Genomic DNA, 16,970 nt, shown 5'->3' with positions numbered 1-16,970 from the left:
CACAAGCGAACCGGGGACCGGTTTGCCACCAAGGGGCGCCGTAACGGGCCCCGCCGGTCCGCCACAGAAGGAGCTTCCATGAGCAAAGTCATCGGCATTGACTTGGGCACGACCAACTCGTGCGTCGCCGTGATGGACGGCAAGAACGCCAAGGTGATCGAGAACGCCGAAGGGATGCGCACCACCCCCTCGATGGTCGCATTCACCGAAGACGGCGAACGCCTTGTCGGCCAGCCCGCCAAGCGCCAGGCCGTCACCAATCCCGAGAACACCCTCTTTGCCGTCAAGCGCCTGATCGGCCGTCGTTACGACGACCCGACCGCGCAGAAGGACAAGGACCTCGTCCCCTACAAGATCGTCAAGGCCGACAACGGCGATGCGTGGGTGGAAGCACAGGGCAAGGGCTACAGCGCCTCGCAGATTTCGGCGTTCATCCTTCAGAAGATGAAGGAAACCGCTGAGGCCTATCTCGGCGAGACGGTGGAGAAGGCGGTCATCACGGTGCCGGCCTACTTCAACGACAGCCAGCGCCAGGCCACCAAGGACGCCGGCAAGATCGCCGGCCTCGAGGTGATGCGGATCATCAACGAGCCGACCGCGGCTGCGCTCGCCTACGGTCTCGACAAGCGCGACGGCAAGACCATCGCGGTCTACGACCTTGGCGGCGGCACGTTCGACGTGTCGGTGCTGGAAATCGGCGACGGCGTCTTCGAGGTGAAGTCCACCAACGGCGACACCTTCCTCGGCGGCGAAGACTTCGACATCCGGATTCTCGACTACATCGCGGACGAGTTCAAGAAAGAGCAGGGCATCGACCTGCGCAAGGACAAGCTCGCCCTGCAGCGGATGAAGGAAGCGGCTGAAAAGGCCAAGATCGAGCTGTCGTCCGCGACGCAGACCGAGATCAACCTGCCGTTCATCACCGCCGATGCGTCGGGTCCCAAGCACCTGACCATGAAGCTGTCGCGCGCCAAGCTCGAAAGCCTTGTGGCGGACCTGGTGGAGCGCACGATCGCGCCTTGCCGCGCGGCGCTGAAGGATGCCGAGCTCAACGCTGGCCAGATCGACGAGGTGGTTCTCGTCGGCGGCATGACGCGTATGCCGAAGATCCAGGAAGCCGTGAAGCAGTTCTTCGGCAAGGAGCCCCACAAGGGCGTCAACCCGGACGAAGTGGTTGCCATCGGCGCTGCGATCCAGGGCGGCGTGCTGGCTGGCGACGTGAAGGACGTTCTTCTGCTCGACGTGACCCCGCTTTCGCTGGGCATCGAGACGCTGGGCGGCGTGTTCACCCGCCTGATCGACCGCAACACAACCATCCCGACCAAGAAGAGCCAGGTGTTCTCCACGGCCGAGGACGGGCAGAACGCGGTGACCATCCGCGTTGCGCAGGGTGAGCGCGAGATGGCGTCCGACAACAAGATGCTGGGCCAGTTCGACTTGCTCGGCATTCCGCCCGCACCGCGCGGCGTGCCGCAGATCGAGGTCACGTTCGACATCGACGCCAACGGCATCGTCAACGTGTCGGCCAAGGACAAGGGCACCGGCAAGGAACAGCAGATCAAGATCCAGGCCTCCGGCGGTTTGTCGGACTCCGACATCGACCAGATGGTGAAAGACGCCGAAAGCCACGCCGAGGACGACAAGAAGCGTCGCGCCACGGTGGAAGCCAAGAACCAGGCCGAGGCACTGATCCACTCCACGGAGAAGATGCTGTCCGAAAACGGCGACAAGATTGCCGAGGGCGACAAGTCCACGGTGGAAGCCGCCGTTGCCGAACTGAAGACCGCGCTGGAAAGCGAGGACGTTGCTGCCATCGAAGCCAAGACGCAGGCGCTTGCGCAGGCATCCATGAAGCTTGGTGAAGCCATGTACAACGCCGGCCAGGCTGGCGGCGACGATGGCGACAACGGTGGCGACAGCCCCGCGCAGGACGACGTGGTCGATGCTGACTTCGAGGAAGTCCGCGACGACGACCAGAAGCGCTCCGCGTAACCCTCGCGGCAGCGCCGTGCGGGCCAACCACGACAAGACCGAGGGGCGGGTACCGGAGACGGCGCCCGCCTCTCGTCCGTTTCTGACCCGCAACGAACCCTGCGGTTCGCCTGACGGCGAGAATGCACCGACGGTGGTGGTGCTGGGCGCGCCGCGCAGCGGCACGTCCGTCACCGTTGGCATCCTCCAGATCCTCGGCGTGGACTTTGGCGAGAACGTCAACACCCGCGGCGAGGACAGGGATATCAACCGCATCATCAAGCGGCTGGGCGCAGGCTTCAGATTCTGGCGCCTGCCGTCCGCACGCGGAAGCCTCCGCCGCTACGTTGAAGAAGAACGCACGCGCTGGGGGCTGTTCGGCTTCAAGGCGCCGTTCATCGGCCCGACCATGTGGGCGCTGGAAAGCGCGCTGCCGAACCCGGCCTATGTGATGGTGATGCGCAATCCGCTGTCGGCCAGCATCAGCGCCGAACGCTGGACCGGCAAGCCGTGGCCGGCGAGCCTATGGCGGACCACCGCCCTGCAGACCTGTTACGCCTGGTTTGCAGCACGAACGAAACACCCGCTTCTCGCCTTCTCCTTCGAGGACCACGGTGGCGACGGCGAAGCCATGCTCAACCAGTTTGCGGCCTTCCTCAACATGCCCGTCACCGACGAAATGAAGGCCCTCGCCCGGCAATTCGTGCTGCCGAATGGCGGCTACCGGCAAACGAGCCGGCTGCTCGGCTGGACCGACACGGTTGAGCCGGACGGTGTTCGCGGCTGGGTCGCCGACCTGATGGACCCGCACGCGGCACTCTCCGTCGAGATCCACCTCGGCGACCGCTGCCTCGGGCGCCAGAGTGCCAATATCAAGCGGGGCGACCTTGTGGACGCGGGCCGGCATGAAACCGGCATCTGCGGTTTCGACATCAGGTTCGACACGCCCGTGCCGCCCGAAAAGCTTCCCCAATTGCGCATCCTGGTGCCGGAACTGGACCGTCACCTCAGGTTGCATGTTGAGAAAAACATGCCGCAATCCTCCAAACCCGCACGTCACAGTGCCCTCGGGCGCTTGACAAAGCTGCGCCGGAGCTAGCCAAGAACACGTTATGGCCACATCACAGAAACGCGACTATTATGAAGTTCTCGGCGTCATCCGCACCGCGGACGATAAGACGCTGAAATCCGCCTACCGCAAGCTCGCCATGCAGTACCATCCGGACCGCAATCAGGGCGACGCGACGGCGGAAGTGAAATTCAAGGAAGTGTCGGAGGCCTACGAGGTCCTGCGCGAGCCGCAAAAGCGCTCCGCTTACGACCGGTTCGGCCACGCCGCCTTTGAAGGCGGACGCGGTGCGGGCCCCGGCGGCGCAGGCTTTGGCAACGATTTCGCATCCACCATGTCGGACATCTTCGAAGAAGTGTTCGGCGGACGGCAGTCGCGTGGTGGCGGAGGCGGCGGCCGCGCGCGCGGGGCGGACCTGCGCTACAATCTCGAAATCTCGCTGGAAGATGCGTTCGCCGGGAAGACGGTGGAGATCACCGTGCCCTCCTCGTCCACCTGCGAGGTGTGCGAAGGCTCCGGCGCCAAGCCGGGCACCGAGCCCGTCACCTGCTCGACGTGTTCCGGTTCCGGCCGCATCCGCGTTGCGCAGGGTTTCTTCACGCTGGAGCGCACCTGCGTCACCTGCCAGGGCCGCGGCCAGGTGGTGCGCGACCCCTGCACCAACTGCGGCGGCAACGGCCGCGTCCAGCGCGAGCGTGACCTGTCGGTCAACATTCCCGCCGGCATTGAGGATGGCACCCGCATCCGGCTTGCCGCCGAAGGCGAAGCCGGGCTGATGGGCGGCCCTGCGGGCGACCTCTACATCTTCCTGTCTCTCGCTGCGCACGACTTCTTCCAGCGTGACGGGGCGGACCTTTATTGCCGCGTGCCGATCTCCATGGCGCGCGCCGCGCTGGGCGGCAGCATCGAGGTGCCGTCCATCGACGGTGAGAAGGCCAAGGTAAAGATCCCGGAGGCGACGCAGACCGGCCGGCAGTTCCGGCTGCGCGGCAAGGGCATGCCTGTCATGCGGTCGTCACAGTTCGGCGACATGTACATCCAGGTTGCGGTGGAGACCCCGCAAAATCTTTCGCGGCGTCAGCGCGAGCTGCTCACCGAGTTCGAGTCATTGTCCTCCAATGAGAACCATCCGGAGAGTCACGGTTTCTTTTCTCGCGCGAAAGAATTTTTCGACAACCTGAGCCAATGATAAGCAGCGCTGAAAAAGCGCACCGGAGCGCATGAATGATTAATTTGGCCCGCCAACGCGCCCGCGAGCTTCAGACGAAGCTGAGTGACGAGATTCGCAGCCGCAAGGCCATGAGAGCCATCGGCATTGACGGATCAGAGCGCCGCCACGACGTTCGCCTTCTGGAAGAGCTGCGTGCGGTCGCGCGCCGCGCCGAAGATGCCATGGGCCCCACCGGGTCTGCCCGTGCACGCATCAGGCGCGTCAGAGGCCGCCTGTCGGACGAAGGACGCTTCTTGCGCAACTGGGCGTCCAGCCCCTTGCGCGTCGGCGCCGTCGCCCCTTCCAGCCAGGAGCTTTGCCGGCTGATGGCGGAGTTCGTTGAGGTCGACCGGCCGGGCGTGGTCGTGGAACTGGGTCCGGGCACCGGCACCGTGACGCAGGCGATGATCGACCGCGGCATCGACCCCTCCCGTCTGGTGCTGATCGAATTTTCGCCCGACTTCTGTACCCTGCTTGCGCAGCGCTTTCCCGGTGTGAAGATCGTCAACGGCAATGCCTACGACCTTCCGTCGGTGATGGAAGAACTTGGCGACCCGCCCGTCGCGTCGGTGATTTCGGGCCTGCCGCTGGTGTCGCGCCCCCTGCCGGAGCGCCAGGCGCTCCTGTCTGAGGCCATTGCGCGGATGCCGTGCGGCGCGCCGTTCATCCAGTTCAGCTACATGCTGTCCGCGCCCGTGAAAGGCGTGGTGGGCACCACCATCTCGTCCACCCGCTGGGTGCTGGCCAACTTGCCGCCCGCGCGGGTCTGGCTCTACCGCGCCGCCGCCCCGCTGGCTGCTGCCGCCTGATCCACCGGCCCGGCCGGCCGCGCCTCAGTGGGCTTGGCCGGCGTGCTTGCCTTGCGCGTGCGCGTGGTCGTGCCCGCCGTGGGCGCCATCGCCGAACACCGGCGTCTCCACGCAGGCGTGATTGGCGCATTCGATCTCCAACGTCGAATGCCCGATCTCGAACTTCTCGTGCAGCATCGCCTTCACCGCGGCCTTGATGCCGTCTGCCTCCGCCCATGCGCCTTCCGCGATCACGATGTGCGCATCGAGCGCATTGTCGTGCTCGTTGATCTGCCAGAGGTGCGCGTGGTGGATGTCCGTCACGCCGTCCACCCCCTGCACGGCCGCGACCACAGCCTGCGGCTCGATGCCGGGGGGGCTCCCCAGCATCAAAATGCGCACCACGTCGCCCACCTCGGCAATCGCCATCCAGAAGATGTAGCCGGCAATCAGCAGCGTCATCAGCGGATCGACGATGGTCCAGTTGAACAGAATCACCAGCGTGCCGGCAATGATCACCGCCACGGACCCCAGCGCATCGGCAACATTGTGCAGGAAGGCGGCACGAATGTTCACGCTGCTCTTGGACATGGAGTAGGTCAGGAGCGCGGTCGCAAGGTCGATCACCAGCGCAATCCCCGCGACGATCACGATGATCCAGCCTGCCACCGGCTCCGGCTCGAACATCCGCATCACCGCCTCGTAGGCAAGGAAGATCGAGAGGATGATGAGCGTCGTGTAATTGATCAGCGCGGCGACCACCTCGGCGCGCTGGTAGCCGAAGGTCATCGTCTCGTTGGCGGGACGGCGGGCAATCTTGCGGGCGACGAAGGCGATGCCCAGAGCCGCAGCATCGGAAAGATTGTGAAGCGCATCGGCAATCAGCGAGAGGCTGCCTGAAAACAGTCCGCCGATGACCTGCGCCACGGTCAGGAGAACGTTGACCAGAACCGCGAAAATCACACGGCGGTCGCCGCTTTCGGGGTCAACGTGATGGTGGTGGTGGCCGTGTCCCATGCTTACTCCGATGGACCGCTCCGGCGGTCGGCGAACGCTGCGGGACGGAGTGCCGCGCCCGCAATCGCCGCGCTCCCGCGTTGCGCGGCCTCGCGATCAAACCATATGTGACGAGTAACACTTGGACTTTGAGAATGACACATGAGTAGCGAACAATCCTGGCACGGCACCACGATCCTGACCGTGCGCAAGGGCGGCAAGGTCGTGATCGCCGGTGACGGCCAGGTCACCATGGGGCAGACCGTCATCAAGGGCAGCGCCCGCAAGGTCCGCCCGCTTGGCAAGGGCGGCGTGATTGCCGGTTTTGCCGGCGCCACCGCCGATGCCTTCACCCTGCTGGAGCGCCTCGAAGCAAAGCTCGAGACCCACTCCGGCCAGCTGATGCGCGCCGCCGTGGAACTTGCCAAGGACTGGCGGACGGACCGTTATCTGCGCCATCTGGAAGCGATGATGATCGTCGCCGACAAGGACGAAACGCTGGTGATCACCGGCAACGGCGACGTGCTCCAGCCCGAGCACGGCTGCGCTGCCATCGGGTCGGGCGGCATGTTTGCCCTGTCGGCCGCCCGCGCCCTGATGGACATGGACCTCGGCGCCGAAGAGATCGCCCGCAAGGCGATGGGCATCGCCGCCGACATCTGCGTCTACACCAACACCAGCCTCATCGTCGAAACGCTCGATGAAGGCTGACTACACGCCCGGATGCGTGGAGGCGTCCACAGCGTGCCCCTTGGCGTTGGGCGCCTTGCCGATGACGCTGAGGGAACCGTTGGTCTCCACAACCACCGCGTGGATGTCGGCAAGGTCGGCGTTTCCGGCGTTGCGGATGGCCGACAGCACGGCAGCCTCGGAGATGCGCTGGTCCTTCATCGCGCCTTGCAGGAGTTCGCCCTCGTGGACGATCAGCGTCGGCTCGGCCTTCACCACGCCGCGCACGGTCTTTGAGCGGACCACGACGAACGCCACCAGATACTGGCACAGGATCAGAACCAGCATCGCCGCGATGCCGTTGGCAAGCGGCACGGAGGGCGAGACGATGGTGCTGCCGAGGATCGAACCCAGCGCGACGGTGACCACGAAGTCGAACGCGTTGAGGTCGGTGAGCGTGCGCTTGCCGCTGATGCGCAGGATCGCGACCAGAGCCGCGTATCCGACCACCGCCGCAATGGCGATCTGAAGCAGCGCTTCGGGATTGAATTCAAAGATGTCCATGGTCGCCAACGTTGCAGGCGGCGGCATCGTTCAACTGTTAACTGCCGTGCCCGGTCCGGGGCGGCGCCCGGCGTGGCCCTCGGCACGCCGGCGGAAAGGCTGAAAAATGACTGAATACTCACCGCGCGAGATCGTGTCCGAGCTGGACCGCTACATCATCGGCCAGAAGGACGCGAAGCGCGCCGTCGCCATTGCGCTCAGGAACCGCTGGCGCCGCCAGCAGCTGCCGGACGACCTGCGCGAAGAGGTGATGCCGAAGAATATCCTCATGATCGGCCCGACGGGCGTCGGCAAGACGGAGATTTCCCGTCGCCTCGCCAAGCTCGCCAACGCCCCGTTCATCAAGATCGAGGCCACCAAGTTCACCGAGGTCGGCTACGTGGGCCGCGACGTGGAGCAGATCATCCGCGATCTCGTCGAGATCGGCATTGCCGAGATCCGCGAGCGGCGCCGCAAGGACGTGCGCGCCACCGCCCACCTGGCAGCCGAGGAACGCGTTGTCGACGCACTGGTGGGCAAGAACGCCTCGCCCGGCACCCGCGAAAGCTACGCCAGGCGCCTGCGCTCGGGTGAACTCGACACGCGCGAAATCGAGATCGAGATCACCGCTGCGCCGCAGATGCCCAATTTTGAAATTCCGGGAATGCCGGGCGGCAACATGGGCATGATGAACATCGGCGAAATGTTCGGCAAGGCATTCGGCGGCCAGAAAAAGACCCACCGCACCACGGTGAAGGACAGCTACGAGCTGCTGATTGCCGAAGAGAGCGACAAGCTTCTGGACGACGAGAAGCTGACCCGCGAAGCGGTCAGGCAGGTGGAGGAAAACGGCATCGTCTTCCTCGACGAGATCGACAAGATCACCGTCCGCTCCGACCGTGCCGGCGGCGACGTCTCGCGCGAAGGCGTTCAGCGGGACCTGCTGCCCTTGGTGGAAGGCACCACGGTTGCCACCAAGCACGGACAGGTGAAGACCGACCACATCCTCTTCATCGCGTCGGGTGCGTTCCATGTGTCAAAGCCCTCTGACCTCCTGCCGGAGCTTCAGGGCCGGTTGCCGATCCGCGTGGAGCTGCAGCCGCTCACCAAGTCGGACTTCGTGCGCATCCTGACGGAGACGGAGGCCAGCCTGATCAAGCAGTCAAGCGCGCTGATGAACACCGAGGACGTGACGCTGGAGTTCACCGAGGACGGGATCGACGCGCTGGCGGAGATTGCGGTGGACATCAACTCAACCGTCGAGAACATCGGCGCCCGGCGGCTGCAGACCGTGATCGAGCGCGTGCTGGACGACATCTCGTTCACCGCCACCGACCGCGGCGGCGAGACGCTGGTGGTTGACGGCGACTATGTGCGCAAGAATGTCGCCGAGATTGCGAAGAACGCCGACCTGTCGCGCTACATCCTGTAATGCGGCGCGCCGCGGCCGCTTCGGTGGCCGCGGCAGACTCAAGGCCGGTAAAGGACCACCTCGGTGTCGCACATGGAGCCGCCGGGCCCTCCCACAATCATCGGCGCGGTGACGGGAGTGAACCCGACCTTGGCCAGGATCCGCGCCGAGGGCGCGTTGGCGCCGGCATAACGGGCCCGCACAGCCGGAACGCCGGGATGCGCGAAGGCGTGGTCGACAATCCGCCGGACCGCCTCCAGCCCGTAGCCGTTGCCCCAATAGGGCATCCCCAGCCAGTAGCCGATTTCGGCAGAGCCCGGCTCATCGGCAAGATCCAGCGGATGAAGCGCGATGGTGCCCATCAGCGCGTCGCTGCCAGCATCGGCAATCGCCCAGATTGTCGCGTCCGCCGCATCGGCAAGAAAATAGTCGGCATCGGCGGCGGTGTATGGGTGCGGTACCCGCGAGAGCCAGCGCGACACGTCCGGCGATCCGGCCAGGGCGATCAGCGGCTCGCGATCGCGAGCCGCCGGCGCACGCAGCACCAGCCGTTCGGTGGAAAGGGTCGGGCGCGTGAGCCAGCCCGTTTCGTGTGCCGTGGTTGTCGACTCTGTCATTTCTGAAACGGCCCCATGAACGCATCGTCCACCGGCACCTGAAGGCCGGTGACGAGACGGTTCGTCTCGTTCGCCATGCCGACGACGCTCACGAGCTCCATCAGCATCTCCGGTGTCATGCCCCTGGCCTTCGCGGCGGTGCTATGGGAGGCGATGCAATAGTCGCACCCGTTGGTGATCGACACTGCGACGTAGATCAGCTCCTTGGTGAGGGGGTCGAGCGTGCCCTCCCCCATCACGGCCTTGAGGTCGGTCCATGTGCGCGCCAGAAGCGCCGGATCGTTGGCGAGAACGCGCCAGAAATTGTTGATGAATTCCGTGCCCCGCGTCGCCCTGATGTCGGCGTAGACGGCTGCCACTTCGGCCGGGGCCGCCTCATCGGAGACAGGCGGCAGAAGCGGCATCCGGCTCATCGGGACACGGTGATCGGCGCGCCGTCCGTGGTCGACCCGTTGAAGGTCTGCGGCTGGGTCGCGCGGAGCGACGCCACCGGAAGCGCGGTGTCGCCGGTCTTCAGCGTCACCGTGTTGCCGTTCAGCTCCCACGCGCTGATGTTGGCAAGCTGCGGGCTCGAGCAGCCCTGGGTGGAGGCGCGGTTGCCGCCAGTCCAGCTCGTCAGCGAGAAGTTGATCTTGCAGGCCGATCCGCCAGCCGAAAGGCGCCAGGCGCCCGAAAGGTCGGCACGGCTGACCTCGAGCGCGGCCGGGGCTGCCGCCACTTCAACGGGCGGTGTCGTGGCAAGCGACGGATCGGGCAGCGGCTCGGGCGAGATGGGCGCAGGCGCCTCGGCAACGGGGGCCGGCTGGACGGGCGGCGGCAGCGATGCGGTGCGCACCGGTGCGGTGGGTGCCGGCGGCAGGGCCACCACGGTCGGTTCCCGCTTCAAGCAACCGGACAGCATCAAACCGGTCGCCAGCACAATCAGCGGCGTCCCGATTCGCCGTTGAGACAAGGTCATCATCGTTTCGCTCCCTGGCGAAGCCATACGCCGCCATTCAATTCTGAACATTGACTAGGCACTAAACCGCTACCGTTCGGTGAACACCGGCAAAGGAAGGCAAGACCAGATCCGGCGGCTGGTGCCCGTCAAGCATCGTGCGGATGTTTATGATCACCTTCTCGCCCATGTCGATACGCCCCTCGACGGTGGCTGATGCCATATGCGGCACGATCAGCGCCCGGCCTTCGTCCTGAAGCCGGATCAGCCGTTCGTCGATTGCCGGTTCATGGGCGAACACGTCGAGTGCGGCGCCTGCGATCCCGCCCGCCTCAAGGCGCTGGATCAAGGCCACTTCGTCCACGATGTCACCACGAGCGGTATTCACAAGAATGCACGCTGGACGCAAGAGTTGCAGACGCCGCGCAGAAAGCAGGTGATAGGTTGCCGGCGTCTGCGGGCAGTGGACGGTGACAATGTCCATGTGCGCCAGCATCTGGTCGAGGCTTGCCCAATAGGTGGCGCCGAGCGGTTCGGCAACGCTGGCAGCCGCCGGTGCCCTGTTGTGGTAGTTGATCGACATGCCGAAGGCACGCGCCCGGCGCGCCACGGCTGCGCCAATCCGCCCCATCCCCACAATGCCGAGCCGCTTGCCGGAGACCTTGTGCCCCATCATCCAGGTGGGCGACCAGCCGTCGAAGCGGTCTTCGGCGATGATCCGCGAGCCTTCCACCAGACGGCGCGGCAGGGCCAGCATCAGCGCCATCGTCATGTCGGCCATGTCGTCCGTCATGACGCCGGGGGTGTTGGTGACGGCAATCCTGCGGTCGGCCGCGGCCTGAAGGTGAATGTTGTCGACGCCGTTGCCATAGTTGGCGATCAGCTTCAGCGCGGGTCCGGCCTGTTCCAGAACGCCGGCGTCCATCCGGTCGGTGATGGTCGGCACGACGACGGCGGCTTCGCGCACGGCGGCCACCAGCTCGGCCTGGCTGAATGGCCGGTCCGCCTCGTTGAAGCGCACGTTGAAGAGCTGCCGCATCCGGTCTTCCACCGGCTCGGGCAGCTTGCGGGTGACGATGACGAGTTCACTCATGGACACGTCCGGTCCTTTTGCGCGGTTCGCTCGCAAATCGGTAACGATGAGGCAACCCGAAAGAGCGATAAGAGTCCATGCGAGAATCCAACCTCTGAGAGCGCCATGACCCCGTTCAAGACAATCGCCCTCGCCCTCATGATCGCGCTTTGTGCGCCGTCAGCCTTCGCCGCCGAAGCGCTGGAGCGTGGCGGCGAGAGCGGTTTCCCATTGCCCCGTTTCGTTAGCCTTTCCTCGTCGAAGGTCAACGTCCGCGTGGGACCTTCGGTAAAATACAAGATCAAGTGGACTTTTTTGAAAGCCGGCCTGCCGGTGGAGATCGTCCGCGAATTTGGCAACTGGCGGCGCGTGCGCGACGCGGAGGGCGAGGAAGGCTGGGTCCACCACTCGCTCCTGTCCGGCCGCCGTACGGCGCTGGTGGCGCCCTGGGGCGCCGCGGAGCCCATCGCACTGCGCGTGAAGGCGAGCGAGAGCGCGCAGACCGCAGCCCTGCTGGAGCCGCTGGTGCTGGCCGCCGTGGATGAGTGCGAGGAGGGCTGGTGCACGATTTCCGGCAGCGGATGGAGCGGTTTTGTGCCGCAGGCGACCCTCTGGGGCGTTTATCCGCGTGAGAAGATCGAGTAGCGCCCGGCATTCAGCCCGCAAACGGGCATGAAAAAACCCGGTGCGCTGGCTGGCGCACCGGGTTTTTTGTTGTCTGGCGACGCTGGCGATGCCAGCGGCGCGAACCGGTCAGCGGAGCGGGCGCACCCGGACCACAACGTCGACGCGGGAGATTTCCATGCCGGTCGGCGCTTCGGGAATGCGCGAAAGGTGCAGGCTGTCACCCGGAATGTCGGTTACCGTGCCGGACGTCTCGTCGAAGAAGTGGTGGTGATCGTCGGTGTTGGTGTCGAAATAGGTTTTCGTCCCGTCTACCGCAATTTCGCGCAGCAGGCCGGCTTCGGTGAACTGGTGCAGCGTGTTGTAGACGGTCGCCAGCGAAACCGGGACGCGGGCGCCAACGGCTTCTTCGTGCAGGCCTTCGGCGGAGATATGCCGGTCGCCGCGGGCAAACAGCAGATCGCCGAGCGCAACGCGCTGGCGGGTCGGCCGCAGGCCTGCGGTTTTGAGCATGTCGCGCACGTCAAACTGCGGCGGGCGCGCATCCTTTGCCCCGTCTGCCGTCTCGCGCGTGAAAAAGACTGCCATCGCCTGTCTTGCCCCAAATAGTCTAAATTACTCCGCCCAATCGGGCGCAACGTCCGGATAGATAGCCTTTCGAAGGCCCCACATCAACACCATCCGGCTTCGCGGCTTGTCATCACCCCGCAAAGGGCCATAAGGACACGGATAGTGTTCCAAACGCGGACGTATCGCGCGGGCCGGCACCCTCTCTCATTCCGAACCTACCATTTGATGGCCATGACCAATTTCGACCAACGTTCCCGCTACGAGTACGACGATCTCCTCGCCTGCGGGCGCGGCGAGCTGTTCGGCCCCGGCAATGCGCAGCTGCCATTGCCGCCGATGCTGATGTTCGACCGGATCAGCCACATCTCCGCCGACGGCGGGCCGCACGGCAAGGGCGAGATCCGTGCCGAGATGGAAGTGCGCGAGGACCTCTGGTTCTTCGCCTGCCATTTCCAGGGCGATCCGGTGATGCCCGGCTGTCTCGGCCTCGACGCGTTGTGGCAGATGACCGGCTTTTTCCTCGGCTGGCTGGGCGCAGAAGGCCGCGGCCGCGCGCTTTCAACCGGATCGGTCAAGTTCTCCGGCATGGTGACGCCGAAGGTGAAGCACATCGAATACGGCGTCGACCTCAAGCGCGTGATGCGCTCCAAACTGGTGCTCGGCGTCGCCGACGGGTGGTTGAAGGCCGATGGCGAGACCATCTACAAGGCTGAAGACCTCAAGGTCGGGCTGTTCAAGGACACGTCGGACGCTGCGTAATGCAGTGTCCGCGGGTTGGCTTTCAGCCTGCGCACACCAGAAATACGGCGCGGCCGGCATGGCGGCGCGAAGGAGCAATTCATGAAACGGGTCGTCGTCACCGGGATGGGCATTGTCTCCCCGCTCGGCGGGGACGTGCAGGAGGTGGCAAAGTCGCTGTTCGAGGGCCGTTCCGGCATCGTGCGCGCCCCCACCTATGCCGAGCACGGTTTCCGCAGCCAGGTCCATGGCGCCCCGCAGGTTGACCCCGCAGGGCTGGTCGACCGCCGCGCCATGCGCTTCCACGGCGGCGGCACCGCGTGGAACCACGTTGCGATGGACCAGGCCATTGCCGACGCTGGCCTCGGCCCCGACGACATCAGCAACGAGCGAACCGGCCTCATCATGGGTTCGGGCGGCGCCTCCACCCGCACCATCGTGGAAGCCGCCGACACCACGCGCGAGAAGGGCCCCAAGCGCGTCGGCCCGTTTGCAGTGCCCAAGGCGATGAGCTCGACGGCATCGGCGACGCTCTCCACCCACTTCAAGATCAAGGGGCCGAGCTACTCCATCTCGGCCGCCTGCTCGACCACCAACGTGTGCATCGGCCACGCTGCCGAACAGATCCAGCTCGGCAAGCAGGACATCATGTTCGCCGGCGGCTGCGAGGAGCTGGACTGGACGCTGTCGGTCCTGTTCGACGCCATGGGCGCCATGTCCTCGCACTATAACGACACCCCGGCCATCGCCTCCCGTCCGTTCGACAAGAACCGCGACGGCTTCGTGATCGCAGGCGGTGCCGGCGTTCTGGTTCTGGAAGAGCTGGAGCACGCCAAGGCGCGCGGGGCGAACATCATCGCCGAAATCGTCGGCTATGCCGCCACCTCCGATGGGGCCGACATGGTCGCCCCTTCCGGCGAGGGCGCCTTCCGTTGCATGACCGCGGTGCTGGAGCAGGCCGGTGGCCGCACCATCGACTACATCAACCCGCACGCCACCTCGACGCCGATCGGCGACAAGATCGAGATGGAGGCGGTGCGCAAGGTGTTTGGCGACAATGTGCCGCCGATCTCCGCCACCAAGGCACTGTCGGGCCACGCGCAGGGCGCTGCCGGTGTCCACGAGGCGATCTACTCGCTTCTGATGATGCGCGACGGCTTCATCGCCGCCTCGGCGCATATCGACGAGCTCGACCCCGAATTCGACGGCATGCCGATCCTGCGGGAACGCCGCGACAACGCGAAGCTTGAGACCGTGCTATCCAACGCATTCGGTTTCGGCGGCACCAACGCGTGCCTGGTTCTGGCGCGCTACGATGGGTGAGACGATGTTGAAATCCTCCGGCCTGCTTGCTGGCAAGCGCGGCATCGTCATGGGTATCGCGAACGACCACTCCATCGCCTGGGGCATTGCCCGGCAGCTTCATGCCGAGGGCGCGGAGCTGGGCCTGACCTACCAGAACGACCAGTTCGGCAAGCGCGTCCGCCCGCTTGCGGCGCAGGTGAACGCCGCCTTTCTGGAACGGTGCGACGTGGAAGACCTTGCCACCGTCGACAACCTGTTCGACGCCGCGGCAAAGCACTGGGGTTCCATCGACTTTTTCGTCCACGCCGTGGCATTTTCCGACAAGAACGAGCTGAAGGGCCGCTACGCCGACACCACGCGTGAGAATTTCTCGCGCACCATGGTCATCTCGTGCTTCTCCTTCACCGAGGCGGCCAAGCGTGCCGCAGCGTTGATGCCCAACGGCGGCGCAATGCTGACGCTGTCCTACGGCGGCGCGGTCAAGGTCATGCCGAACTACAACGTGATGGGCGTTGCGAAGTCTGCGCTGGAATCCTCCGTGCGCTATCTCGCCGCCGATTTCGGCGCAGGCGGCGTGCGGGTCAACGCCATCTCGGCCGGCCCGGTGCGCACCCTTGCGGGGGCCGGCGTCACCGATGCGCGGCTGATGTTCAACTACCAGCGCAAGCACTCCCCGCTGGAACGCACCGTGGACATCGAGGAAATCGGCCGCGCGTCTGCCTACCTCCTCTCGGATTATTCGTCAGGCGTCACCGGCGAAATTCACTATGTCGATTCCGGCTACAACGTGATGTCCATGCCCAAACTCGATGAATTGCGGGCGGAGGAGCGGCGCGAAATCATCGAGGAAAAGGTCGAGGAAGTGCGGCCCGACATGATCCCCGGCAAGGCCTGAGGTGGCAGGGCCGCTGTTCGGCTGGCCCGCTGCACGCGCGGTCCCGCTGATCAAGATCTGCGGGATCAGGACCCCGCAGATGGCCGTCCACGCGGCCGAAGCCGGTGCCGACATGATCGGCGTCGTCCATTTTGCACCGAGCCCCCGCCACCTCGATGCTGCGGGCGCGGCCACGGTCGCAGACGCCGTGCGCGGCTCAGCGATGGTCGTCGCCCTTGTGGTCGATGCCGAGGACGCCGCGCTGGACACGTTGGTGGAGACCGCAAGGCCAGACGCGATCCAGCTCCATGGCAAGGAAACACCCGAGCGGGCCACCGCTATTGCCGCCCGATATCGCCTCCCCGTCTCCAAGGCCCACGGGATCGGGACTGCGGCCGATCTCCCCGCTATCACGACGTTCAACGCCCTTCCCGTGCTGGACGCCAAGCCCCCCAAAGGGGCCGACCGCCCCGGCGGCCACGGCGCCGCATTCGACTGGTCGATCCTCACCGAAATCGACCGCGCGCGGCAATTCATGCTGTCCGGCGGTCTGACGGCGGAAAATGTCGCAACCGCCGTTGCCACGGTCCGGCCCTATGCGGTTGACGTGTCGTCGGGTGTGGAGATTGACGGCGAAAAGGATGCAGGCCGGATTGTTGCCTTCATCGACGCGGTTCGGCGCGGCAGCGCTTCAGCGGGATAAAGACGTCGCTTCGCGCCGGAGTCTCACTTGAGGGTGCGAGGGCGTTCCCCCTCGCGCTCCTCCCGTTCGCCACGTGGCAGGGGTCAGATCAGTCGGGCGCTGCGCGACCGGCTGTTCTGACCCCTGGTTGGAGCGTGTACCGGGCTCGGCACGCGTCAAGGGTGAAGGCTTCGCCCGCTTGGCAGCGCCCTTGACCCGTGCCGATCCCTCGATAACCGCTCTTCAGCGGCGCCAGATGGTGAGGTCGACCTTCGCTGCGGTGTCGATGATCCGGGGCGGGGTGGCACCGAGGCCGCCATTGGCCAGGATTTTCGCGGCCGGGGTGCCGGTCTCGCAGGCGGCGAACAGGCCGCGGCCGTGCGGGAGGATCACGGCCGGATTTCTGGCAAGATGGAACTCGGCAAAGCCGCTGGCGCCCACAAGATCGAAAACACCCTGGCCGCCCGGCACGGCAACCTCGCCGCCACAAGGCAAGAGCGTCGCCAGGGCATCGGCAAGCGCAATGGCAGCGGGATTCAGCCACCATCCGTCCTCGCGCTGGTCAAGCCCGTTCGCCTGCGACGAAACGATGAGGCGGCGGCGGCCCCTGGTGTTGGGCGCAGCGTCGTGGCTGGTCCGGCCCAGAAGGACGAGATCGGCCCGGTCGAGCGCCGACTGGAACAGCGCCCAGTCGGCCTCGTTGCGCAAGTCGTCCGGGTAGGCGCCGGCAGAATCGGCGATCCGGTCGTCCGCCGAGACGATGGCGTGCCCGATCAGCCGGTGTGTCACACCGGTTGCCGCGGCAGCACCTGCCGTGCCGCTTGACCCCACGAGATCCTTCATGCTTTCAAGCCATCGGTAGGAGACGCGCCCGCCGGCGCCCATTTGCGCCCG

Annotated in this window: 19 protein-coding genes; 11 read left to right on the top strand and 8 right to left on the bottom strand. The window is 65.6% G+C overall.

Annotated elements, in window-relative coordinates; translation table 11 throughout:
* Positions 1-78 precede the first annotated feature (78 nt).
* From dnaK to RDV64_RS11265, 4 genes are read left to right on the top strand one after another with little or no spacing between them, the layout of a single operon-like run.
* The gene (gene dnaK / locus RDV64_RS11280; protein WP_309199353.1) at positions 79-1,992 is read left to right on the top strand and encodes a molecular chaperone DnaK; all 1,914 of its coding nucleotides are present in this window, start codon (positions 79-81) and stop codon (positions 1,990-1,992) included.
* Between the two features lie 16 nt (positions 1,993-2,008).
* On the top strand, positions 2,009-3,070 hold the full coding sequence (locus RDV64_RS11275; RefSeq protein ID WP_309199352.1) for a hypothetical protein: 1,062 nt from the start codon (positions 2,009-2,011) through the stop codon (positions 3,068-3,070).
* A 13-nt stretch (positions 3,071-3,083) separates the two neighbouring features.
* Positions 3,084-4,229 carry a molecular chaperone DnaJ gene (gene dnaJ / locus RDV64_RS11270; protein ID WP_309199351.1) on the top strand — a complete coding sequence of 382 codons (1,146 nt, stop codon included), beginning with the start codon at positions 3,084-3,086 and terminating at the stop codon, positions 4,227-4,229.
* Positions 4,230-4,264: 35 nt separating this feature from the next.
* Positions 4,265-5,059 (top strand): phospholipid methyltransferase, encoded by a 795-nt coding sequence (locus RDV64_RS11265; RefSeq protein ID WP_309199350.1) that lies wholly within the window; start codon positions 4,265-4,267, stop codon positions 5,057-5,059.
* A gap of 24 nt (positions 5,060-5,083) precedes the next feature.
* Here the strand turns inward: RDV64_RS11265 and RDV64_RS11260 are convergent, their stop codons facing one another.
* Complete coding sequence (locus RDV64_RS11260) at positions 5,084-6,055, bottom strand: cation diffusion facilitator family transporter (RefSeq protein ID WP_309199349.1); 972 nt, start codon at positions 6,053-6,055, stop codon at positions 5,084-5,086.
* 141 nt (positions 6,056-6,196) lie between these two features.
* Here RDV64_RS11260 and hslV point away from each other — a divergent pair, with 141 nt between their 5' ends.
* The gene (gene hslV, locus RDV64_RS11255; protein WP_309199348.1) at positions 6,197-6,745 is read left to right on the top strand and encodes an ATP-dependent protease subunit HslV; all 549 of its coding nucleotides are present in this window, start codon (positions 6,197-6,199) and stop codon (positions 6,743-6,745) included.
* Here hslV and RDV64_RS11250 read toward each other — a convergent pair whose 3' ends face one another.
* The gene (locus RDV64_RS11250; protein WP_309199347.1) at positions 6,746-7,267 is read right to left on the bottom strand and encodes a YetF domain-containing protein; all 522 of its coding nucleotides are present in this window, start codon (positions 7,265-7,267) and stop codon (positions 6,746-6,748) included. It abuts the gene before it with no gap.
* 106 nt (positions 7,268-7,373) lie between these two features.
* Between RDV64_RS11250 and hslU the strand changes: the two genes are divergently transcribed.
* Entirely contained in the window at positions 7,374-8,678 is a 1,305-nt protein-coding gene (gene hslU, locus RDV64_RS11245) for an ATP-dependent protease ATPase subunit HslU (RefSeq protein WP_309199346.1), read from the top strand.
* Positions 8,679-8,716: 38 nt separating this feature from the next.
* Here the strand turns inward: hslU and RDV64_RS11240 are convergent, their stop codons facing one another.
* From RDV64_RS11240 to RDV64_RS11225, 4 genes are read right to left on the bottom strand one after another with little or no spacing between them, the layout of a single operon-like run.
* Complete coding sequence (locus RDV64_RS11240) at positions 8,717-9,274, bottom strand: GNAT family N-acetyltransferase (protein ID WP_309199345.1); 558 nt, start codon at positions 9,272-9,274, stop codon at positions 8,717-8,719.
* On the bottom strand, positions 9,271-9,678 hold the full coding sequence (locus tag RDV64_RS11235; protein ID WP_309199344.1) for a carboxymuconolactone decarboxylase family protein: 408 nt from the start codon (positions 9,676-9,678) through the stop codon (positions 9,271-9,273). Before RDV64_RS11235 ends, RDV64_RS11240 begins: the two co-directional genes overlap by 4 nt.
* 5 nt (positions 9,679-9,683) lie before the next feature.
* Positions 9,684-10,235, bottom strand: a complete 552-nt coding sequence (locus tag RDV64_RS11230) for an AprI/Inh family metalloprotease inhibitor (RefSeq protein WP_309199343.1) — start codon at positions 10,233-10,235, stop codon at positions 9,684-9,686.
* Positions 10,236-10,293: 58 nt separating this feature from the next.
* Complete coding sequence (locus RDV64_RS11225; RefSeq protein WP_309199342.1) at positions 10,294-11,304, bottom strand: D-glycerate dehydrogenase; 1,011 nt, start codon at positions 11,302-11,304, stop codon at positions 10,294-10,296.
* A gap of 105 nt (positions 11,305-11,409) precedes the next feature.
* On the opposite strand from RDV64_RS11225, the gene RDV64_RS11220 reads away from it, so the two are divergent.
* A complete protein-coding gene (locus tag RDV64_RS11220) occupies positions 11,410-11,928 on the top strand; it encodes an SH3 domain-containing protein (RefSeq protein ID WP_309199341.1) in 519 nt (172 codons plus the stop codon).
* Positions 11,929-12,036: 108 nt separating this feature from the next.
* On the opposite strand, the gene irrA is transcribed toward RDV64_RS11220, so the two are convergent.
* Positions 12,037-12,495 (bottom strand): iron response transcriptional regulator IrrA, encoded by a 459-nt coding sequence (gene irrA / locus RDV64_RS11215; RefSeq protein WP_375143806.1) that lies wholly within the window; start codon positions 12,493-12,495, stop codon positions 12,037-12,039.
* A gap of 207 nt (positions 12,496-12,702) precedes the next feature.
* On the opposite strand from irrA, the gene fabA reads away from it, so the two are divergent.
* The 4 genes from fabA to RDV64_RS11195 all read left to right on the top strand — a co-directional run bounded on the left by fabA (position 12,703) and on the right by RDV64_RS11195 (position 16,097).
* A complete protein-coding gene (fabA, locus tag RDV64_RS11210) occupies positions 12,703-13,236 on the top strand; it encodes a 3-hydroxyacyl-[acyl-carrier-protein] dehydratase FabA (RefSeq protein ID WP_375143805.1) in 534 nt (177 codons plus the stop codon).
* Positions 13,237-13,317: 81 nt separating this feature from the next.
* Positions 13,318-14,538, top strand: a complete 1,221-nt coding sequence (gene fabB / locus RDV64_RS11205; RefSeq protein WP_309199340.1) for a beta-ketoacyl-ACP synthase I — start codon at positions 13,318-13,320, stop codon at positions 14,536-14,538.
* The gene (gene fabI / locus RDV64_RS11200; protein WP_309199339.1) at positions 14,531-15,415 is read left to right on the top strand and encodes an enoyl-ACP reductase FabI; all 885 of its coding nucleotides are present in this window, start codon (positions 14,531-14,533) and stop codon (positions 15,413-15,415) included. Before fabB ends, fabI begins: the two co-directional genes overlap by 8 nt.
* A 1-nt stretch (position 15,416) precedes the next feature.
* Positions 15,417-16,097: a phosphoribosylanthranilate isomerase gene (locus tag RDV64_RS11195; RefSeq protein WP_309199338.1), complete on the top strand. Its 681-nt coding sequence runs from the start codon at positions 15,417-15,419 to the stop codon at positions 16,095-16,097.
* Positions 16,098-16,319: 222 nt separating this feature from the next.
* Here the strand turns inward: RDV64_RS11195 and RDV64_RS11190 are convergent, their stop codons facing one another.
* Positions 16,320-16,919: a hypothetical protein gene (locus RDV64_RS11190; protein ID WP_309199337.1), complete on the bottom strand. Its 600-nt coding sequence runs from the start codon at positions 16,917-16,919 to the stop codon at positions 16,320-16,322.
* Positions 16,920-16,970 lie beyond the last annotated feature (51 nt).

This window comes from Acuticoccus sp. MNP-M23 (genome assembly GCF_031195445.1).
Taxonomy (GTDB): Bacteria; Pseudomonadota; Alphaproteobacteria; order Rhizobiales; family Amorphaceae; genus Acuticoccus.
Note: the sequence above shows the minus strand (reverse complement) of the source record. Positions and strands in the feature narration are given on the sequence as shown.